Source organism: Amycolatopsis echigonensis (assembly GCF_014174495.1).
GTDB lineage: Bacteria > Actinomycetota > Actinomycetes > Mycobacteriales > Pseudonocardiaceae > Amycolatopsis > Amycolatopsis echigonensis.
The window spans coordinates 74,783-91,339 of the sequence record NZ_JACJHR010000022.1 but is presented as its reverse complement, the minus strand read 5'-3'; the positions used below and the strand labels follow the sequence as shown (position 1 = coordinate 91,339).

Below are 16,557 nucleotides of genomic sequence, written 5' to 3'. Positions count from 1 at the left end.
GTGGTACGGGGGCGGGCTCAGCCCTTTCCGCGGACAGGACGCGGCCCCTGCCGCGCGAGAAACACTTTAGCTCACTCAGGTCAACGTCCGCCGGTGATGACGCTGACCGCGATGCCGAGCGTGGCCGTGTTGTACATGAACGACAGCACGCTGTGCGCGAGCACCAGGGAGCGGATCGACGTCGTCCGCGTTTCGACGTCCGAGACCGCGAAGCTTGTCCCGATGGTGAACGCGAAATAGGTGAAATCGGCCAGCGTGGGACGTTCGGTTTCGGGGAAGCGGAAGTGCTGTGTCGGCAGGCTGTCGTAGTACGTCTGCGCGTAACGCTCCGCGTAACCGAAGTGCAGGATCGCCCAGGCCAGCAGGACCGCGGGGACGCCGACGACTTTCGCGTCGGTGGGGTCGATGCCGGCCGTTTCCGGCAGGACGATCGACAGGCCGGCGGTGACGCCGACGAGGCTGGTCAACAGGGTGAACAGGAGTCCGAGCCGACGTCCGAGGACGCCTTTCAGACACCGGGCGTCGGTGTGGTCGATTTTCCGGCTACGGGACACTCGCGCGATCCGGATGCCGAGGTAGACCAGCGCGAGCAGATCCCAGAAGAGAAGAGCGAGGACGTTGTTGTCCTTGACGAAGGTGACGATCCCCAGCGCTAGCAGGACGAGTTCGACCAACCGGGACGCGGCGAGGGCGAGTTTCGTGAACACCGGCGGCTCCTGGGCGAACGCGGGCGAGGCGTCCCGCGAAGGTAACAGCGGGTTGTCGCCTCTGGACGGCGAAACGATCCCGTCGGGGTCGCCCGTTCAGGGGAAGTGTTCGTCTGGAAGTCCTGCGGCGGACGCGGAAGTGCTCGAATGCCTTCGACGAGCGGAAAAGTGGCTCTATGCAGGCGATGAACGGTTTCGCCGTTCATTGGCGAATCCCTGGTGGGACGGGGTTTCCGACGTCCGGGGAGAGCGTCGGCGATGACGCGGCGGCCCGGTAGTCCGGAGACGGCGGAGACATCGGCGAACCGGTTGGGGTGGGGCTTTCGCGAGAAGCTCCGAAAGCCCCACCCCGGAATCAGAGAACCAGCGGAGCGAGGCGACGCCAGCCGTCCACCGGGATCTCTGGCCCGTCGCCCAGCACCTGGATGCAGACGTGGTCCGCGCCGGCGTCGAAGTGTGCGCGGATTCGGTCGGCGACTTCGTTCTCGTTTCGGTAGGCCACGAGCGCGTCGACGAGCCGGTCGCTGCCACCGTCGGACAAATCTTCCTCGGTGTAGCCGAGTCGGCGCAGATTCGCCCGTTGGTGTGCGGCCAGCCGCACGTATCCGGCGACGTGTTCGCGAGCGGTCTGCCTTGCCCGCACTGGATCCGCGTCGAGGACGACAGCTTGTTCGACAGCAAGGTAAGCGTCGGGTCCCATCGTTTCGCGGGCGAACGCCGTGTGCTCAGGAGGGACGAAGTACGGGTGCGCGCCGTCGGCCCGGGTCGCCGCGAGTTTCAGCAGTTTGGGCCCGAGAGCGGCTAGAAGCCGACGCGGCCGAGAACCGGAAGCGCTGCCAGGGGCAAAGTCCAGGTCCGCCGCGTCCATGGCGTCGAGGTAGTCCTGCAGCGCAGTAGCCCCACCGCCCGAGCGATGTCCGCCGAGGCCGAGCGTGAATCGTCCCGGATACGCCTCCGCCAGCGTGCGTCCAGCAGCTTCAGCCGTCGCCGCCGACCGCTCCGAGTACCGTGCGATCCCCGTCGCCACAGCCAACGTCGTGGTCGCCTCGAGCAGCAACGCGGCCTGTGTGAACGCCTCCCTCCCGCGGTATTCGCCGAACCACAGCGCGGTGAAACCCAGCGACTCGACCTCGCGGGCAGCCGCACGCACCTCGCTGATTTCCTTCCCGTCAAAGGAAAATGTCCAGATTCCGACCGTCATCGCGCACCGCCGTGTGCGGCGGCGTCAAGCTTCGCGAACAAATCCACAACAGACTCCAAGAGAGTTCTCTGGCCGCGGAGCGCGGCGGTGATCCCGGTGCAGCCAACGTCCACTGAGGACGCACCCCAGAACCAGAGGCTGCCTCCGGTTACTATACGGAGGAAGCCTCCGATTTGTCACGGGGATAAACTCCGGCCGAGATGACCGACGCCAAGCCGATGCGCGCGGACGCCCGCCGCAACTACGAACGCCTGCTGGCCGAAGCGAGGCGCGCCTTCGCCGAGCGCGGCGTCGACGCCTCGCTCGAAGACGTCGCCCGCGGTGCCGGCGTCGGGATCGGCACCCTCTATCGCCATTTCCCGACCAGGGAAGACCTGATCGAGACGCTGCTGCGGGACCGATTCGACACCCAGGCGGAAAAGGCGCGCGAGCTGCTGCTCGCCGAGGATCCGCTCGACGGGCTGTACACCTGGCTGATCGGCCTCGGCGAGACGTCCGCCGTTTACCGCGGCCTTACCGAAATGCTGGCCGACGCGTTCGACGATCCGGAGTCGCGGCTGCACGCGTCCTGTGAAGCGATGAAGGACGCCGCGTCCCATCTAGTGGACAGGGCGCAAGCGGCTGGCGTTTTCCGTGCCGACGTGACTGTCCGAGAGCTGCTTTTGTTGCTGCACGGTGCTTCCTGGGCAGGCTCCCACCTTCCGGGAGAAGGCGGTACAGAGCGCCTGATGGCGCTTGTCTTCACCGGATTACAGACAAGTGAACAGCGGGGGCAGCGGGTTGTCGGTGCACCGCGTTAAACTCCGCGAGTCCGGGCACAACGACGTGCGCCGCGAGAGAGCGTCCTCGATTTCGTGACCAGATAGTGGGAGCCGCATCGTGACCAAGCCCAGCAAACCCGTAGTCCTCATCGCGGAGAAGCTCGCGCCCTCCGTGCTGAGTGTGTTCGGTGACGAGGTGGAGGTCCGGCACGTGGACGGCACCGACCGTCCCGCGCTGCTCGAGGCGGTGAAGAGCGCCGGCGCGCTCTTGGTCCGATCCGCGACCAAGGTCGACGCCGAGGTGCTCGGGGCGACCACGCAGCTGAAGGTCGTCGCCCGCGCGGGCGTCGGCCTGGACAACGTCGAGGTCCCGGCCGCCACCGAGCGCGGCGTGCTCGTGGTGAACGCGCCGACGTCGAACATCGTCTCCGCCGCTGAGCACGCGGTCGCGCTGCTGCTCGCGGTCGCCCGTCGCGTTCCCGCCGCCGACCAGAGCCTGCGCGGCGGTGAGTGGAAGCGCAGTTCGTTCACCGGCGTCGAGATCAACGGCAAGACGGTCGGCGTCGTCGGGCTCGGCAAGATCGGCCAGCTGTTCGCGCAGCGGCTCGCCGCCTTCGGGGCCAAGCTCATCGCGTACGACCCGTACGTCTCGGCCGCGCGCGCCGGCCAGCTGGGCATCGAGCTGGTCACCCTCGACGAGCTGCTGGAACGCGCCGACGCGATCTCCATCCACCTGCCGAAGACGCCGGAGACCAAGGGCCTCATCGACGCCGAGGCGCTCAAGAAGACCAAGCCGGGCGTGATCATCGTCAACGCCGCCCGCGGCGGTCTGATCGTGGAGGAGGCGCTGGCCGACGCGGTGCGCAGCGGCCACGTCGGCGGCGCGGGCATCGACGTTTTCGTCACCGAGCCGACCACCGAGAGCCCGCTCTTCGACCTGCCGAACGTCGTCGTCACGCCGCACCTCGGCGCGTCCACCACCGAAGCGCAGGACCGCGCGGGCACGGACGTGGCGCGGTCGGTGCTGCTGGCGCTGCGCGGCGACTTCGTGCCGGACGCGGTGAACGTGTCCGGCGGCGGCTCGGTCGGCGAGCACGTGCGGCCGTACCTGGCGCTGACCCAGAAGCTCGGCCAGGTGCTGACCGCGCTGAACCCGAAGGCTCCGACGTCGCTGACCGTCGAGGTCAAGGGCGAGCTGTCCAGCGAAGACACCGCGGTGCTGAAGCTGGCCGCGCTGCGCGGGCTGTTCGCGGGTGTGGTCGAGGACCAGGTCACCTTCGTCAACGCGCCTCGGCTGGCCGAGGAACTCGGCGTGCAGGCGGAGCTGGTTTCCGAATCGGAGAGCCCGAAGTTCCGCAGCCTGGTCACGCTCCGCGCGGTGCACGGCGACGGCGCGACGCTCACCGTGTCCGGTTCGGTCACCGGCAAGGACGAGGTCGAGAAGATCGTCGAGGTCAAGGGCAGGCACTTCGACCTCCGCGCCGAGGGCGACGTGCTGGTGATCGAGTACCCGGACCGGCCCGGTGTCATGGGCCGCGTCGGCACGCTGCTCGGCGAGGCGGGCATCAACATCGAGGCCGCGCAGATCAGCCAGAGCACCGACGGCTCCGACGCGATCATGCTGCTGCGAGTCGACCGGCACGTGGACACCAACGTGCTCGAGCCGATCGGAGCCACCGTCGGCGCGCACACCATCCGCGCTGTCGACTTCAACTAGTCGCCGATTTCGCGCAACGGCCCCTTTCCCGGACTCCGGGAGAGGGGCCGTTCTGTCGTTCACTCAGACCGGCAACATTCGGGTAACGGACCATTTTCCGCACGAAAGTAGGTGTTTCGGACAGCTAGGTTCTTGCCGCGAGGCTGAACCACGCGCCGTGAGAGCACGGCGCGGCGCCGGTGCTCACTGTCGGGGCGCGAAGGGAGCGCGGGCAGGTTCGTGATCCGGGCCTCGAGAAGGGGTTACTCATGAGCAGAACCCGGTTGCCCGGGTGGGCTGCCCGCTCGGTGGTCGTGGGTTCCGCGGTGGTGCTGGCGGCGGCCGTCGCCGTGCCCGCGGCGTCCGCGCAGAGCGCGCCGCTGGCCGAGCCGGTCGCTCCGGCGAAGGTCGACGCGAGCAAGGTCCAGGGCAAGCTTTCGCCCCGGCTGAGCGCGGCGCAGGGGCAGATCACCGCGTTCGTCGAGCTGGCCAAGAAACCCGCGGTGGACGCGTTCAAGGAGGAGCAGGGCAAGGGCAAGGAGAAGGCCAAGCAGGCAGCGAAGGCGGCTAAGGCCGACGTCGCCGCCGCGGTCAGCTCCGTCGTCGGACAGCTGCGGTCCGCGGACGCGAGCACGAAGCTCGTCACGCAGACGGCCAACGCGGTGCCCGGTGCCGTCGTCACCGCCGACGCGGCCAAGATCCGCGAGCTCGCGGATCGGCCGGACGTCGTGTCGGTGCGCACGGTCGTGCCGAAGAACCGCACCAACGCCAGCGCCGAACAGCTCACCAACACGCTTGCCAGCTGGCAGAAAACCGGCAAGTTCGGCGACAACATCCGCGTCGGCGTGATCGACGACGGCATCGACTACACCCACGCCGACTTCGGCGGCCCTGGCACGCCCGAGGCGTACAAGGCGGTCGACCGCACGAAGCCGTCGCCGTTGTTCCCGAACGCCAAGGTGGTCGGGGGCACCGACCTCGTCGGCGACGACTACGACTCGGCGGGCAAAACCGGTTCGCCGACGCCGAAACCGGACCCCAACCCGATCGCGTGCGGCGAACACGGCACGCACGTCGCGGGCACGATCGGCGGCTTCGGCGTCAACGCCGACGGCAGCACGTTCACCGGCGACTACAAGAAGCTGAGCAAAAAGACGCTCGACGCCATGCGGATCGGGCCGGGCACCGCACCGAAGTCCCTGCTCTACGCGATCAAGGTGTTCGGCTGCAAGGGTTCCACGAACGTCACGTCGCAGGCGCTGGACTGGGCGCTCGACCCTGACGGCGACGGTGACTTCACCGACCACCTCGACGTCGTGAACCTGTCGCTGGGCAGCGACTTCGGCGCTCCGGACGACCCGGACTCGCTGTTCGTGCGCAAGCTCGCGCAGAACAACGTGCTGCCGGTGATCTCGGCGGGCAACGGCGGCGATATCAACGACATCGCCGGTTCGCCGGGCAACACCCCGGAAGCGCTCACCGTGGCCAGCAGCCGCGACGCGGGCGAGCTGCGGGACGCGATCGAGGTCAAGACGCCGACCGCGGGGCAGCAGCCCGGTCAGTACAGCCAGGAGTACACCGGCTACGACACCCTCGACCTCACCGCCCCGGTGGTGCCGATTTCGGCGGGCAACAACGCCGGGTGCGCCGCCTATTCGGCTGAGGACAAGGCGAAGGCCGCGGGCAAGATCGTGTGGCTCGAGTGGGACGACAACGACGCAACCCGGCCGTGCGGCTCCGCCGCGCGGGCCAACAACGCGCAGGCCGCGGGTGCCAAGGGCGTGCTGCTTTCGTCCACTGTGGAGCATTTCGGCGCGGGTATCGCGGGCAACGCGGCGGTTCCGATGTTCCAGCTCACCGGCAAGGCCACCCAGGCCGTACGGGCGGGGCTGACCGCGGGCACGCTCACCGTGCGGCTGTACGGAGCCGGGCGGACCGCCCTGCAGACGTACGACCAGTCCATCGTGGACACTCCCAGCTCGTTCACCTCGCGCGGCGGACGCGGTCCGTCGGTGAAGCCGGACGTCGCCGCGCCTGGCGACACGATCACGTCGGCGTTCCGCGGCAGCGGCAACGCGCGTCTGGTCCTCTCGGGCACGTCGATGGCCGCGCCGCACACGTCGGGCATCACGGCGCTGGTCCGCCAGGCGCATCCGGACTGGAGCGTCGAGGAGGTCAAGGCCGACGTCGTCGGCACCGCGGTGCACGACATCACGGACGGCGCGGGCCACACCTACGGTCCGCAGCGCGTCGGTGCCGGCCGGATCGACGCGAAAGCCGCACTGGACAACGAGGTTCTCGCGTACGTGCAGGACGACCCGGGCGCGGTGAGCCTCACGTTCGGCACCGTCGAGGCGGCTGGTCCGGTCACCTTGAGCAAGACGATCAAGGTGGTCAACAAAGGCGTCAAGGCTGCTGAGTACTCGGTGGGCTACGAGGCCGTCAACAGCCTGCCCGGTGTCGAGTACACAGTGGACAAGAGCTCGGTGAAGCTCAACCCGCGCGGGGTCGCGACGGTGAAGGTTACGTTGAAGATCACCGATCCGAAGGCGCTGCGCAAGGTTCTCGAACCGACCATGGCGGCTTCGCAGGCCGGGCTCGCCCGGCAGTTCGTGGCCGACGCTTCGGGTCGCGTCGCGTTCACCCCGAAGAACGGCGCGACCGTTCCGCTGCGGGTGGCGGTGTACTCGGCACCGAAGCCGGTCTCGGCGATCACCACCCCGGGCGGCGTGCGCTTCGGCGCGAACGCCGACCAGGCCGTGCTGAACCTCGGCGGCAAGGGCATTGACCAGGGCAGCGGCTCCCAGCGGTACCGCTCGCTGATCAGCGTGCTCGAACTGCAGGCCGAATCGCCGCAGCTGCCGGAATGCGACGCGCACGTCACGGCCGACTGCACCCTCAACCGCACCGCGAAGGGCGGCGACCTGCGCTACGTCGGCGCGGCGTCGACGGCCCCGCTCGCCAAGGCGCAAGGGCAGCCGGAGAACGCGACGCTGGCGTTCGGCATCACGACCTGGAGCGATTTCGCGAACCTCGGCAGCAACACGGTGCCGTTCGTGGACATCGACACCACCGGCGACGGCAAGCCGGACTTCGAAACCTTCGTGACGAAGGCGAGGGGGTCGGACGTGCTGCTGGTCAACACGGTGTCGCTGACCAAGCCGGGCAACCCGTCGGTGGACCTGCAGGCGATCAACGGGCAGCTCGGCGACGTCGACACCAACGTGTTCGACTCGAACGTGATGGTGCTGCCGGTCAGCATCGCCGCGCTCGGGATCGACCCGAAGGAGGCGTCGCACCGGATCAGCTACACGGTCGGCACCGCCGGGTACTACGTCGCGCCGGGTACCTCGAACGGGTTGATCGACCAGGTCAGCACTCCGCTGTCGTTCGACGTGCTCGCGCCGGCGTTCTCGGTCCAGGGCGGCGGCGAAGCAGCGCTGGGTTACGTCGCGAAGCCGGGTACGGCTTTGGTGGTCAACCGCAACAAGGCCGCGGTCGCCGGGGACAAGGCGAAGGGGCTGCTGGCGATCGAGCACCACAACGGGGCGGGGCAGCGCGCCTCGGTCGTGCGCATCGAATCCGAGGTGCCGCGCGGCTGACCTGGTTCACCCTTTAAGGGGAACTTGAGGTGCACTGCGGAAGTGGCTGCATAGCGAGACGCGGGGGCTTGCCAAGGCTGTCCGGCCTGGGCAAGCCCCCGTTTCCGTTCGCCCGAACGGGTGTCTCACCCTGTGGGAGGATGCGGCATAAGGGTGGTGCGGCTACGGCACCTTGTCTACGGCCGGTAACCTTCCGCTGCTGGCGTTTTTGTGCGAATGGGCCATCGGTGCGCCCGGTGGCCTGGGCTACGGAGGTGTGTGGATGCGGCTCGCGGTGATCCCAGGGGACGGGATCGGGCCCGAGGTGGTCTCCGAGGCGCTCAAGGTGCTCGGTGAGGTAGCACCGGCGGCGGAGATCACGAACTACGACCTCGGCGCCTCGCGGTGGCACGCCACCGGGGAGCTGCTCCCGGAGTCGGTGCTCGGCGAATTGCGCCAGCACGACGCGATCCTGCTCGGCGCGGTCGGCGACCCGACGGTGCCGAGCGGCATCCTCGAGCGCGGCCTGCTGCTGCGGCTGCGGTTCGAGCTGGACCACCACGTGAACCTGCGCCCGGCGCGGTTGTACCCCGGGGTGCGCGGCCCGCTGGCCGACGCCGGGGACGTCGACATGGTCGTGGTGCGCGAAGGCACCGAAGGCCCGTACGCGGGCAACGGCGGTCTGCTGCGCAAGGACACCGAGCACGAGATCGCCACCGAGGTCAGCGTCAACACGGCCTTCGGCGTGCGGCGCGTGGTCGCGGACGCGTTCAACCGCGCCGAGGAGCGTCCGCGCAAGCACCTCACGCTGGTGCACAAGACCAACGTGCTGGAGCACGCCGGTTCGTTGTGGTCGCGGATCGTCGAAGAGGTTTCGCTGGAGCACCCGGACGTCACCGTCGCGTACTCGCACGTGGACGCCGCCACGATCCACCTGGTCACCGACCCGTCGCGGTTCGACGTGATCGTCACCGACAACCTCTTCGGCGACATCATCACCGACCTCGCGGCCGCAGTGACCGGCGGCATCGGCCTCGCGGCCAGCGGCAACCTCGACATCACGCGCCGGAACCCGAGCATGTTCGAGCCGGTGCACGGCAGCGCGCCGGACATCGCCGGCCAGGGCCTCGCCGACCCGACCGCCGCGGTGCTGTCGGTGTCGCTCCTCCTGGACCACCTCGGCCAGAAGGAAGCGGCGCGGCGCATCGAGGCCTCGGTGGCGTTCGATCTCGCCACGCGCGACCAGTCGTCGCCGGGCGCGACCCAGGCGATCGGCGACCGCCTCGCGGCGCTGGTTTCTTCCAACGTGCGCCAGGTCGGCTGACCGCCTGAGCTTTTCGGACCCCCGCCGCGGAAGCCGGTCGAAGTCCGGCGCTGACCCGCAACGGTAGGCCTTCGGTTCCTCTCTGGACCCGAAGGCGAGCCCGATACCGGCGGGGGTTCGTTCTTCGAACCTCGTCCCCTCCCGTCGTGGTCTGCGGGAGACGACACTCCCGCCGTCGGCGGCTGCCGTCTTTTGCGGGCCCAATGTTCTGATTGGGTCGTCGCCGGTGGTGTCTTCGCCTTCTCCTTCGTCTGAAGGGCGTTCTGCTCGTCCGGGGCCCGTGGATGGTGGGCCTAGGGATTCGCCGGTTTTTGGTGACGGCGGTTCTGGCGGGGTTTCGCCGCCTGCCGCCGGGGATGATTCGGCGGCGGTTCTCGGGGATGGCTCTCTTTCGCCGCTGAGTGGCGAGAGCGCTTCGGCGCTGTCCGGTGGCGGCTCGCTGGCGGGTGGTTCTGGTCCTCTGCCTGCTGGTGGCGAGGACGTTGCTGACCTTTCGCCATCCAGCGGCGACGGTTCGCCGCTGAGTGGCGAGGGCTTTCCGGATGTTTCGCCGCCGGGTGGAGACAGTGCATCGGATCGTTCGGGTTCAAGCGGCGGCGGGGATGATTTGCCGTCTGGCGGCGACGGTGCGTCGGGTGGTTCTCGATCCCGTGGTGACAGGGCTTCGAGTATTTCGCCGCTGAAGGGCGAGGGTAGTTCGGAGGCTTCGCCATCCAACGGCGAAGGTGCCACCCGCGACTCGCGTCGACAGCATGCTTCTCCAGCGAAGGTGGATTCGCCGTTTCGAGGCAACTCGGTGCACCATGGCGAGCCGCCGATCGACGAGCCGCAGGCCGACTACTCGGCTAGCCGTGACCTGACTGACCCCGGCGCTCGCGTCGTCTCGCCGCTGGATGACCAATCCTCAGGCGAAGGGCACATTTCGCCGCGAATCGACGAATCCCAGAGTCGGCGGGTCGCGTCGTCGCGGGTCGGCGAATTCCGGCGGCAGGCGGTTGCGCCGCCGCGGGTCGGCAAATCCCAAGGGCAGCGGGTTGCGTCGTCGCGGGTCGGCGAATTCCGGGGGCAGCGGGTTGCGTCGTCGCGGAGCGGCGAATCCGGCAGCCAGTGGGTCGCGTCGCCATTGAGTGGCGAATCCCAGGTCGGGGCTGTTGCCGTTCAGCGGCGACGGCCGTTGACGCCGGTACTCCTCGGACTCGCGGTGGCATTGCTCGGGTCGATCGTTATCGCTGTCGGGATCGGAACGGTGGCAGTACCGGTCACTCACACGTGGTCCTTTCTCCGCGCGGGGTTGTTTGGCGAGACGATCGGTGCGGACGAGGTCGGGCAGTACCGGATCATCTGGGACCTTCGGCTTCCTCGTGTTCTGCTTGCGGTGGTCGTCGGTGCCGGGTTGTCGACCGTCGGCGTCGCGATTCAAGCGATGGTGCGCAACGCGCTCGCCGAGCCGTATGTGCTGGGTATTTCCTCTGGCGCGTCCGTCGGCGCGACAGCGGTGACGTTGTTCGGCGTCTTCGCGTCGCTCGGGATCTATGCGTTGTCGGTCGGGGCGTTTGTGGCTGCGCTCGCCGCGACGTTGATCGTTTACCTAGTCGCCCGTACGAGGCAAGGGCTTACTCCACTGCGCCTGGTGCTCACGGGAACGACGTTGTCTTACGGGTTCTTCGCGATCACGACGGTCATAGTCTTCCAAGCTCCGAACGGCGAGGCCGCGCGATCGGCACTGTTTTGGTTGCTCGGCAGCCTCGCCGGCGCGAATTGGGGCACGCTGCCGATCTCCGCGATCGTGGTGGTCGGCGGGGCTCTGTTGTTGCTGGCGCTGGCTGGCCAGCTCAATGCGCTCGCCATGGGCGACGAAGCGGCGACGACTCTTGGCGTCGATGTCGGGAAGCTGCGGGTCCTCCTCTTCACCGTTTGCGCTGCGATGACGGGAGTCCTAGTCGCGGTGAGCGGAGCGATCGGATTTGTCGGCCTGATCCTTCCGCATCTGGTGCGGCTAATCGTCGGTGCTGATCATCGACGGGTGCTTGCCGTGGCACCGCTGGCTGGCGCGGTTTTCCTGGTGTGGGTGGACGTCGCGGCGCGGGTGCTCGCCGCACCCGAGGAGCTGCCGATCGGGGTGCTTACGGCGGCGGTCGGGGTACCGGCTTTCCTGTTCTTGATGCGCCGTCGCTCCTATGTGTTCGGAGGCGCGTGAATGGACCTCTCGCTCAACGGCGTCAGCGTGACCGCAGCCGGGCGCAAGCTGATCGACGACGTGACCCTCGAAGCTCGGCAAGGCCAATTCGTCGGCCTGCTCGGCCCGAACGGCAGCGGAAAGTCGACGACTCTGCGGGCCGTCTGCCAAGTGCTCAAGCCATCAGCCGGAGCGGTGCTGGTCGACGGTCAGCCGGTGGACGGCATGGCATCGCGGAAGCGAGCGCGCGCGATTGCCGCGGTCGCGCAGGAAGCGCATGCGGAGTTCGACTTCACCGTCGCCGAAGTGGTGGCGATGGGTCGAATGCCGCATCACGGCCTGCTCGACCGCATGAGCGCGGCCGACCACCGGTTGTGCGCCGACGCACTGGCTCAAGTCGGCCTGACACACCTGTCCGATCGCGGCGTGCTGACGTTGTCCGGAGGCGAACGGCAACGCGTGCTGATCGCGCGCGCACTCGCGCAGCAGCCCCGGATCCTGGTGCTCGACGAGCCGACCAACCATCTCGACATCCGGCACCAGCTCGAAGTTCTCGCACTCGCTCGCACCAGCGGACCGACGGTGCTGGCCGCGCTCCACGACCTGAACCTGGCCGCCGCCGTGTGCGACGTGGTGCACGTGCTCGATGCCGGTCGCCTCGTCGCGAGCGGAACCTCGGCCGAGGTGCTCACGCCTGCTTTGCTCGCCGACGTGTTCGGCGTGCGCGGGCATGTGGTGCCGCATCCCGCCACGGGGCGTCCGCAGTTGTTGTTCGACCTGCTCGAGTCCCAGGAGGACACTCATGCGTAGGACAGTCGCGTTGATCGTGACGGTCGCCCTCGTCGCCACCGGATGCGGTGCTCATGTGTCCGAAGGGGACAGTGGTGTCGCCCCGGCCGGGTATCCCGTGACAGTGACCAACTGTGGTTCATCCTTGACCGTGTCCAAGCCTCCTTCCCGGGTTGTTGCGAATGACATCGGCATCACCGAGTTGATGTTCGCGCTTGGCTTGGGCGACCGGATGGCCGGTTACGTGGTCGACAAAGGACAGTCCGGTGGCGTTGCCTCGTCGCCGTGGAAAGCCGATTTCGCCAAGGTGCCCAAGCTCGCGGAGAAGATCAACCGCGAGGTGGTGCAGGGCGCGGGTGCGGACCTCGTGTTCGCGGGCTGGAATTACGGCTTCTCGGAGGCAATCGGGTTCACCCCGGATTCCCTCGCGAAGCTGGGCATCTCCAGCTACTTGCTCACCGAGGCGTGCCGCAACGGCAATGGCAAGCAACGGGGCATCATGCGGCCGCTCGACGCGCTGTACACAGACGTGCGCAATCTGGGGAAAATCTTCGGAATCAGTGATCGTGCAGAACGTTTGATCGAAGAGTACCGCGCACGCGTCGCCGCTGTCACGAACGCGGTGCCGACCGGACGGCCGAAGCCCAAGGTGTTCCTCTACGACGACGGCCGTGACCAGCCATTCACCTCCGGACGCAACGCGGGCCCGGACGAAATCATCACCAAATCGGGTGGCGCCAACATCTTCGCGGACCTCAACAACAGCTGGACCACCGTCAGCTGGGAAGCCGTGATCCAGCGCGCGCCCGACGTCATCCTCATCAACGACTACGGCGGCGAGGTCGGCAGCGTGGCCGACAAGGAGAACTTCCTCCGCTCGCGTCCCGGCCTGCGCGACATCCCGGCGGTGAAGGAAGGGCGCTTCTTCGCGCTGCCGTACGCGGCTTTGGTAGAGGGGCCGCGAAACGCGGCCGCGGTCGAAGAATTCGGCCGCTACCTGGCGAACCTGCCCGGCTGACGGCTCTCAGAAGGTGGGACGCTTCGCCCGGCGCTTGGAAGCCGGGCGAAGCTGTGGCATGATGGCCGACATGACCGCCATCTCCGTCATTATTGCCTTGCGCGCCGGATAGAAGCTCCACAAGAGCTACCGGCGCGCAACCTCTCGCACCCATGCGGGAGGTTTTTTTGTTGCCTGGACAAGGTTCTGCCCCGCCGCAAGGAGAACACCGTGACCCGCACGGAACCCGCCGGCACGCCGCTCGGCGATGCCTTCCACCTCTACGACACCACTTTGCGCGACGGTGCGCAGCGTGAAGGAATCACCTACTCCGTCACGGACAAACTGGCCGTCGCGCGACTGTTGGACGAGCTGGGTGTCGGGTTCATCGAGGGCGGCTGGCCGGGTGCGCTCCCGAAGGACACGGAGTTCTTTTCCCGTGTGGCCAAGGGAGAACTGTCGCTCAAGCACGCCGCGCTCGTCGCGTTCGGGTCCACGCGCAAGGCGGGGACTGCGGCCGATAAAGATCCGCAGGTCCGGGCGCTGGTGGATTCGGAGGCTCCGGTCATCACTTTGGTGGCCAAATCGGACCTTCGGCACATCGAGCGGGCGCTGCGGGTCGACGTCGACGAGGCGTGTGCGATGGTGCGTGACACGGTCTCGTTCCTCGTCGGCGAAGGACGCCGCGTTTTCCTTGACGCAGAACACTTTTTCGACGGCTATGCCTTCTCTCCCGAAACGTCGCTGCGGGTGCTCGACGCGGCGGCGCACGCTGGCGCGGACGTTCTCGTGCTGTGCGACACGAACGGTGGACAGCTGCCGCTGGGACTTGCCGAAACCGTAGGCGAAATCAAGGAAAAGACCGGATTCCGGCTTGGAATCCATTGCCAGGATGACACTTCCTGTGCCGTGGCGAACTCTGTTGCCGCGGTACAGGCCGGCGCGACGCACGTGCAGTGCACCGCGAACGGCTACGGGGAACGGGCGGGCAACGCCGACCTGTTCGCCGTGGCGGGAAACCTCGTGACCAAGCTCGGAATGGAGGTCCTCCCGACCGGAGGAGCCGCCGAGCTCACTCGCGTCTCCCATGCTTTGGCCGAAATCGCCAACCTCGCACCCGACACCCACCAGGCTTACGTCGGGTCGTCCGCTTTCGCCCACAAGGCGGGGCTGCACGCGAGCGCGATCAAGGTGGATCCGTTGTTGTACAACCACATCGATCCGTCTTCTGTCGGCAACGGCATGCGAGTACTGGTCACTGAGATGGCCGGCAGGGCCAGCCTCGAGCTCAAGGGACGTGAACTCGGGGTCGACCTTGCCGGCCGGCCCGACGCACTCACGAACGCGGTGCGGAAGGTGAAGGAGCTCGAATCGGAGGGTTGGTCGTTCGAAGCGGCCGACGCCTCGTTGGGGCTGTTGCTGCGTCGCGAGGTCGAGGAGGTTTCCGGCGAAAAGTCGGATCCGCCGCCGTTCGAGCTCGAGTCCTATCGGGTGGTGCTGGACCACCGCCCGGATGGCGAGGTCATTTCCGAGGCGACGGTGAAGGTGCACGTCGCGGGCGAGCGCGTCATCGCGACCGCGGAAGGGAACGGCCCGGTGCACGCGCTCGACGCGGCGCTGCGCCAGGCGTTGACGCCGTATCTGTCCTGGTTGGACAGCATGGAGCTGGCTGATTACAAGGTGCGGATCCTGCCGTCGAACCCAGGTACGGACGCCGTGACGCGGGTGCTTATCGAAACTAGTGACGGCGAACACGAATGGACGACGGTGGGCGTGCACGGCAACATCGTCGAGGCGAGCTGGCTGGCGTTGTGCGACGCGTTGGTCCACAAGAGCCTGACGGTCGCGTCGGGGCGGGAGCAGTCGGCGCCTGAGCTGGGGGTGGCTGCTGTGGGTGGGTGATCGAGCTTTCCGGACGTGCCGCGTTGAGAGGCGGTGTTCGTGCGGCGGGTATCGCGGCTCACAGATGGAAGGCTGGTTGCCGTTCGCGTTGGGCGGTGCGGGGGGGGTCGTTTCTTGCTGGTGTGAAGGGTCCCTTCGTGCCAGTCAGGTCGTGGCCGGTCAGCTGGTGCGAGGGCTTCGTTCGCGTGGAACGGAGCGAGGGGGACAGTCGCGCACGCGCGGGGTGCGCGACAGTCGGTGGGGGTACGTAGACTGGTGCGGTGCGTCTAGCTCGTATTGCTCATCCCAGTGGTGTCGCGTTCGCTTCGATCGAGGGGGACGGCGACGATGCCCAGGTCCTGGAGATCGCGGAACACCCGTTCGGCCAGCCGAACTTCACCGGCAAGCGCTGGCCGCTGGCCGACGTGCGGCTGCTCGCGCCGATCCTGCCGTCGAAGGTGATCGCCGTCGGCCGGAACTACGCGAAGCACGCGGCGGAGTTCGGCAACGAGGTGCCGTCCGAGCCGATGCTGTTCATCAAGCCGTCGACGACGGTGGTCGGGCCGAACGCTCCGATCCGCCGGCCGTCGGACGTCGGACGCGTCGACTTCGAGGGCGAACTCGCGATCGTCATCGGACAGCCGGTCAAGAACGTGCCCGCGGCCCGAGCGGCCAGCGCGATCCTCGGCTACACGGTCGCGAACGACGTGAGCGCGCGCGACCTGCAGAAGTCCGACGGCCAGTGGGGCAGGGCGAAGGGTTTCGACACCTTCTGCCCGCTCGGCCCGTGGATCGACACGTCCATCGACCCGTCCGACCTGGCGCTCCGCAGCGAGGTCGACGGCGAACTGAAGCAGGACGGCCGGACTTCGGACCTCGTGCACAAGGTGCCCGAGTTGGTCGAGTTCGTGTCGCGCGTGATGACGCTCCTGCCCGGCGACGTGATCCTGACCGGCACGCCGGAGGGGGTCGGTCCGATCGTCGACGGGCAGTCGGTGTCCATCACGATCGATGGCATCGGAACCCTGACGAACCCGGTGCAGGACGTCTGAGCTGGCCGTTGCCGTTTTGCGGCGACAGTGGCTGGCGGGTCGGTTCGGGTGTTGCCGCTGAGTGGCGAATCCCTGGTCAGGCAGGTTTTCTGGCCGTCGGGGTGATGCTCGGGCGGTGGCACCGGGGCTGTTGCCGCTGAGTGGCGAGCGGACGCTGGTGCCGGGGTAAGTGGGCAGGCGGGGCCGTTGCCGCTGAGTGGCGAATGGTGGCTGGCGCTTCGGTTGGTGAGTGGTCGGCGCTGTCGCCGCTGAGTGGCGAAGGACGGCTTGGCGCTCGCGATGGGAGCTGACGGTGTCGTTGCCGCATGGTGGCGAGAGGCCGAGAGGCGATCGGCGCTCGCGTGCGTGAGCTGGTGATGCTGTTGCCGCTGAGTGGCGAGAGATGATCAGTG

The 16,557-nt window shown here is 67.8% G+C and carries 11 protein-coding genes and 1 riboswitch; of the genes, 9 read left to right on the top strand and 2 right to left on the bottom strand.

Annotation, left to right across the window (positions count from 1 at the left end):
- Positions 1 to 80 precede the first annotated feature (80 nt).
- Positions 81 to 707: a DUF1345 domain-containing protein gene (locus H5411_RS17560; RefSeq protein WP_183124343.1), complete on the bottom strand. Its 627-nt coding sequence runs from the start codon at positions 705 to 707 to the stop codon at positions 81 to 83.
- A 355-nt stretch (positions 708 to 1,062) separates the two neighbouring features.
- Positions 1,063 to 1,908 (bottom strand): TIGR03620 family F420-dependent LLM class oxidoreductase, encoded by an 846-nt coding sequence (locus tag H5411_RS17555; RefSeq protein ID WP_183124342.1) that lies wholly within the window; start codon positions 1,906 to 1,908, stop codon positions 1,063 to 1,065.
- 200 nt (positions 1,909 to 2,108) lie between these two features.
- On the opposite strand from H5411_RS17555, the gene H5411_RS17550 reads away from it, so the two are divergent.
- The 9 genes from H5411_RS17550 to H5411_RS17510 all read left to right on the top strand — a co-directional run bounded on the left by H5411_RS17550 (position 2,109) and on the right by H5411_RS17510 (position 16,165).
- A complete protein-coding gene (locus H5411_RS17550; protein WP_183124341.1) occupies positions 2,109 to 2,708 on the top strand; it encodes a TetR/AcrR family transcriptional regulator in 600 nt (199 codons plus the stop codon).
- Positions 2,709 to 2,787: 79 nt separating this feature from the next.
- Positions 2,788 to 4,386 carry a phosphoglycerate dehydrogenase gene (gene serA / locus H5411_RS17545; protein ID WP_183124340.1) on the top strand — a complete coding sequence of 533 codons (1,599 nt, stop codon included), beginning with the start codon at positions 2,788 to 2,790 and terminating at the stop codon, positions 4,384 to 4,386.
- A gap of 248 nt (positions 4,387 to 4,634) precedes the next feature.
- Positions 4,635 to 7,967, top strand: coding sequence for a S8 family peptidase (locus tag H5411_RS17540; RefSeq protein WP_183124339.1), 3,333 nt, complete (start codon positions 4,635 to 4,637; stop codon positions 7,965 to 7,967).
- A gap of 262 nt (positions 7,968 to 8,229) precedes the next feature.
- On the top strand, positions 8,230 to 9,270 hold the full coding sequence (locus H5411_RS17535) for a 3-isopropylmalate dehydrogenase (protein WP_009074046.1): 1,041 nt from the start codon (positions 8,230 to 8,232) through the stop codon (positions 9,268 to 9,270).
- A gap of 4 nt (positions 9,271 to 9,274) precedes the next feature.
- A riboswitch (cobalamin riboswitch) is annotated at positions 9,275 to 9,399 on the top strand.
- A 1,045-nt stretch (positions 9,400 to 10,444) separates the two neighbouring features.
- Positions 10,445 to 11,467: a FecCD family ABC transporter permease gene (locus H5411_RS49790; protein ID WP_460431696.1), complete on the top strand. Its 1,023-nt coding sequence runs from the start codon at positions 10,445 to 10,447 to the stop codon at positions 11,465 to 11,467.
- Entirely contained in the window at positions 11,468 to 12,256 is a 789-nt protein-coding gene (locus tag H5411_RS17525; protein WP_183124338.1) for an ABC transporter ATP-binding protein, read from the top strand.
- 16 nt (positions 12,257 to 12,272) lie between these two features.
- Entirely contained in the window at positions 12,273 to 13,253 is a 981-nt protein-coding gene (locus H5411_RS17520) for an ABC transporter substrate-binding protein (protein WP_312878387.1), read from the top strand.
- Positions 13,254 to 13,463: 210 nt separating this feature from the next.
- Positions 13,464 to 15,134 carry a citramalate synthase gene (gene cimA, locus H5411_RS17515; protein WP_183124336.1) on the top strand — a complete coding sequence of 557 codons (1,671 nt, stop codon included), beginning with the start codon at positions 13,464 to 13,466 and terminating at the stop codon, positions 15,132 to 15,134.
- A gap of 260 nt (positions 15,135 to 15,394) precedes the next feature.
- Positions 15,395 to 16,165, top strand: coding sequence for a fumarylacetoacetate hydrolase family protein (locus H5411_RS17510; RefSeq protein ID WP_101435288.1), 771 nt, complete (start codon positions 15,395 to 15,397; stop codon positions 16,163 to 16,165).
- The last annotated feature ends 392 nt before the right edge of the window (positions 16,166 to 16,557 follow it).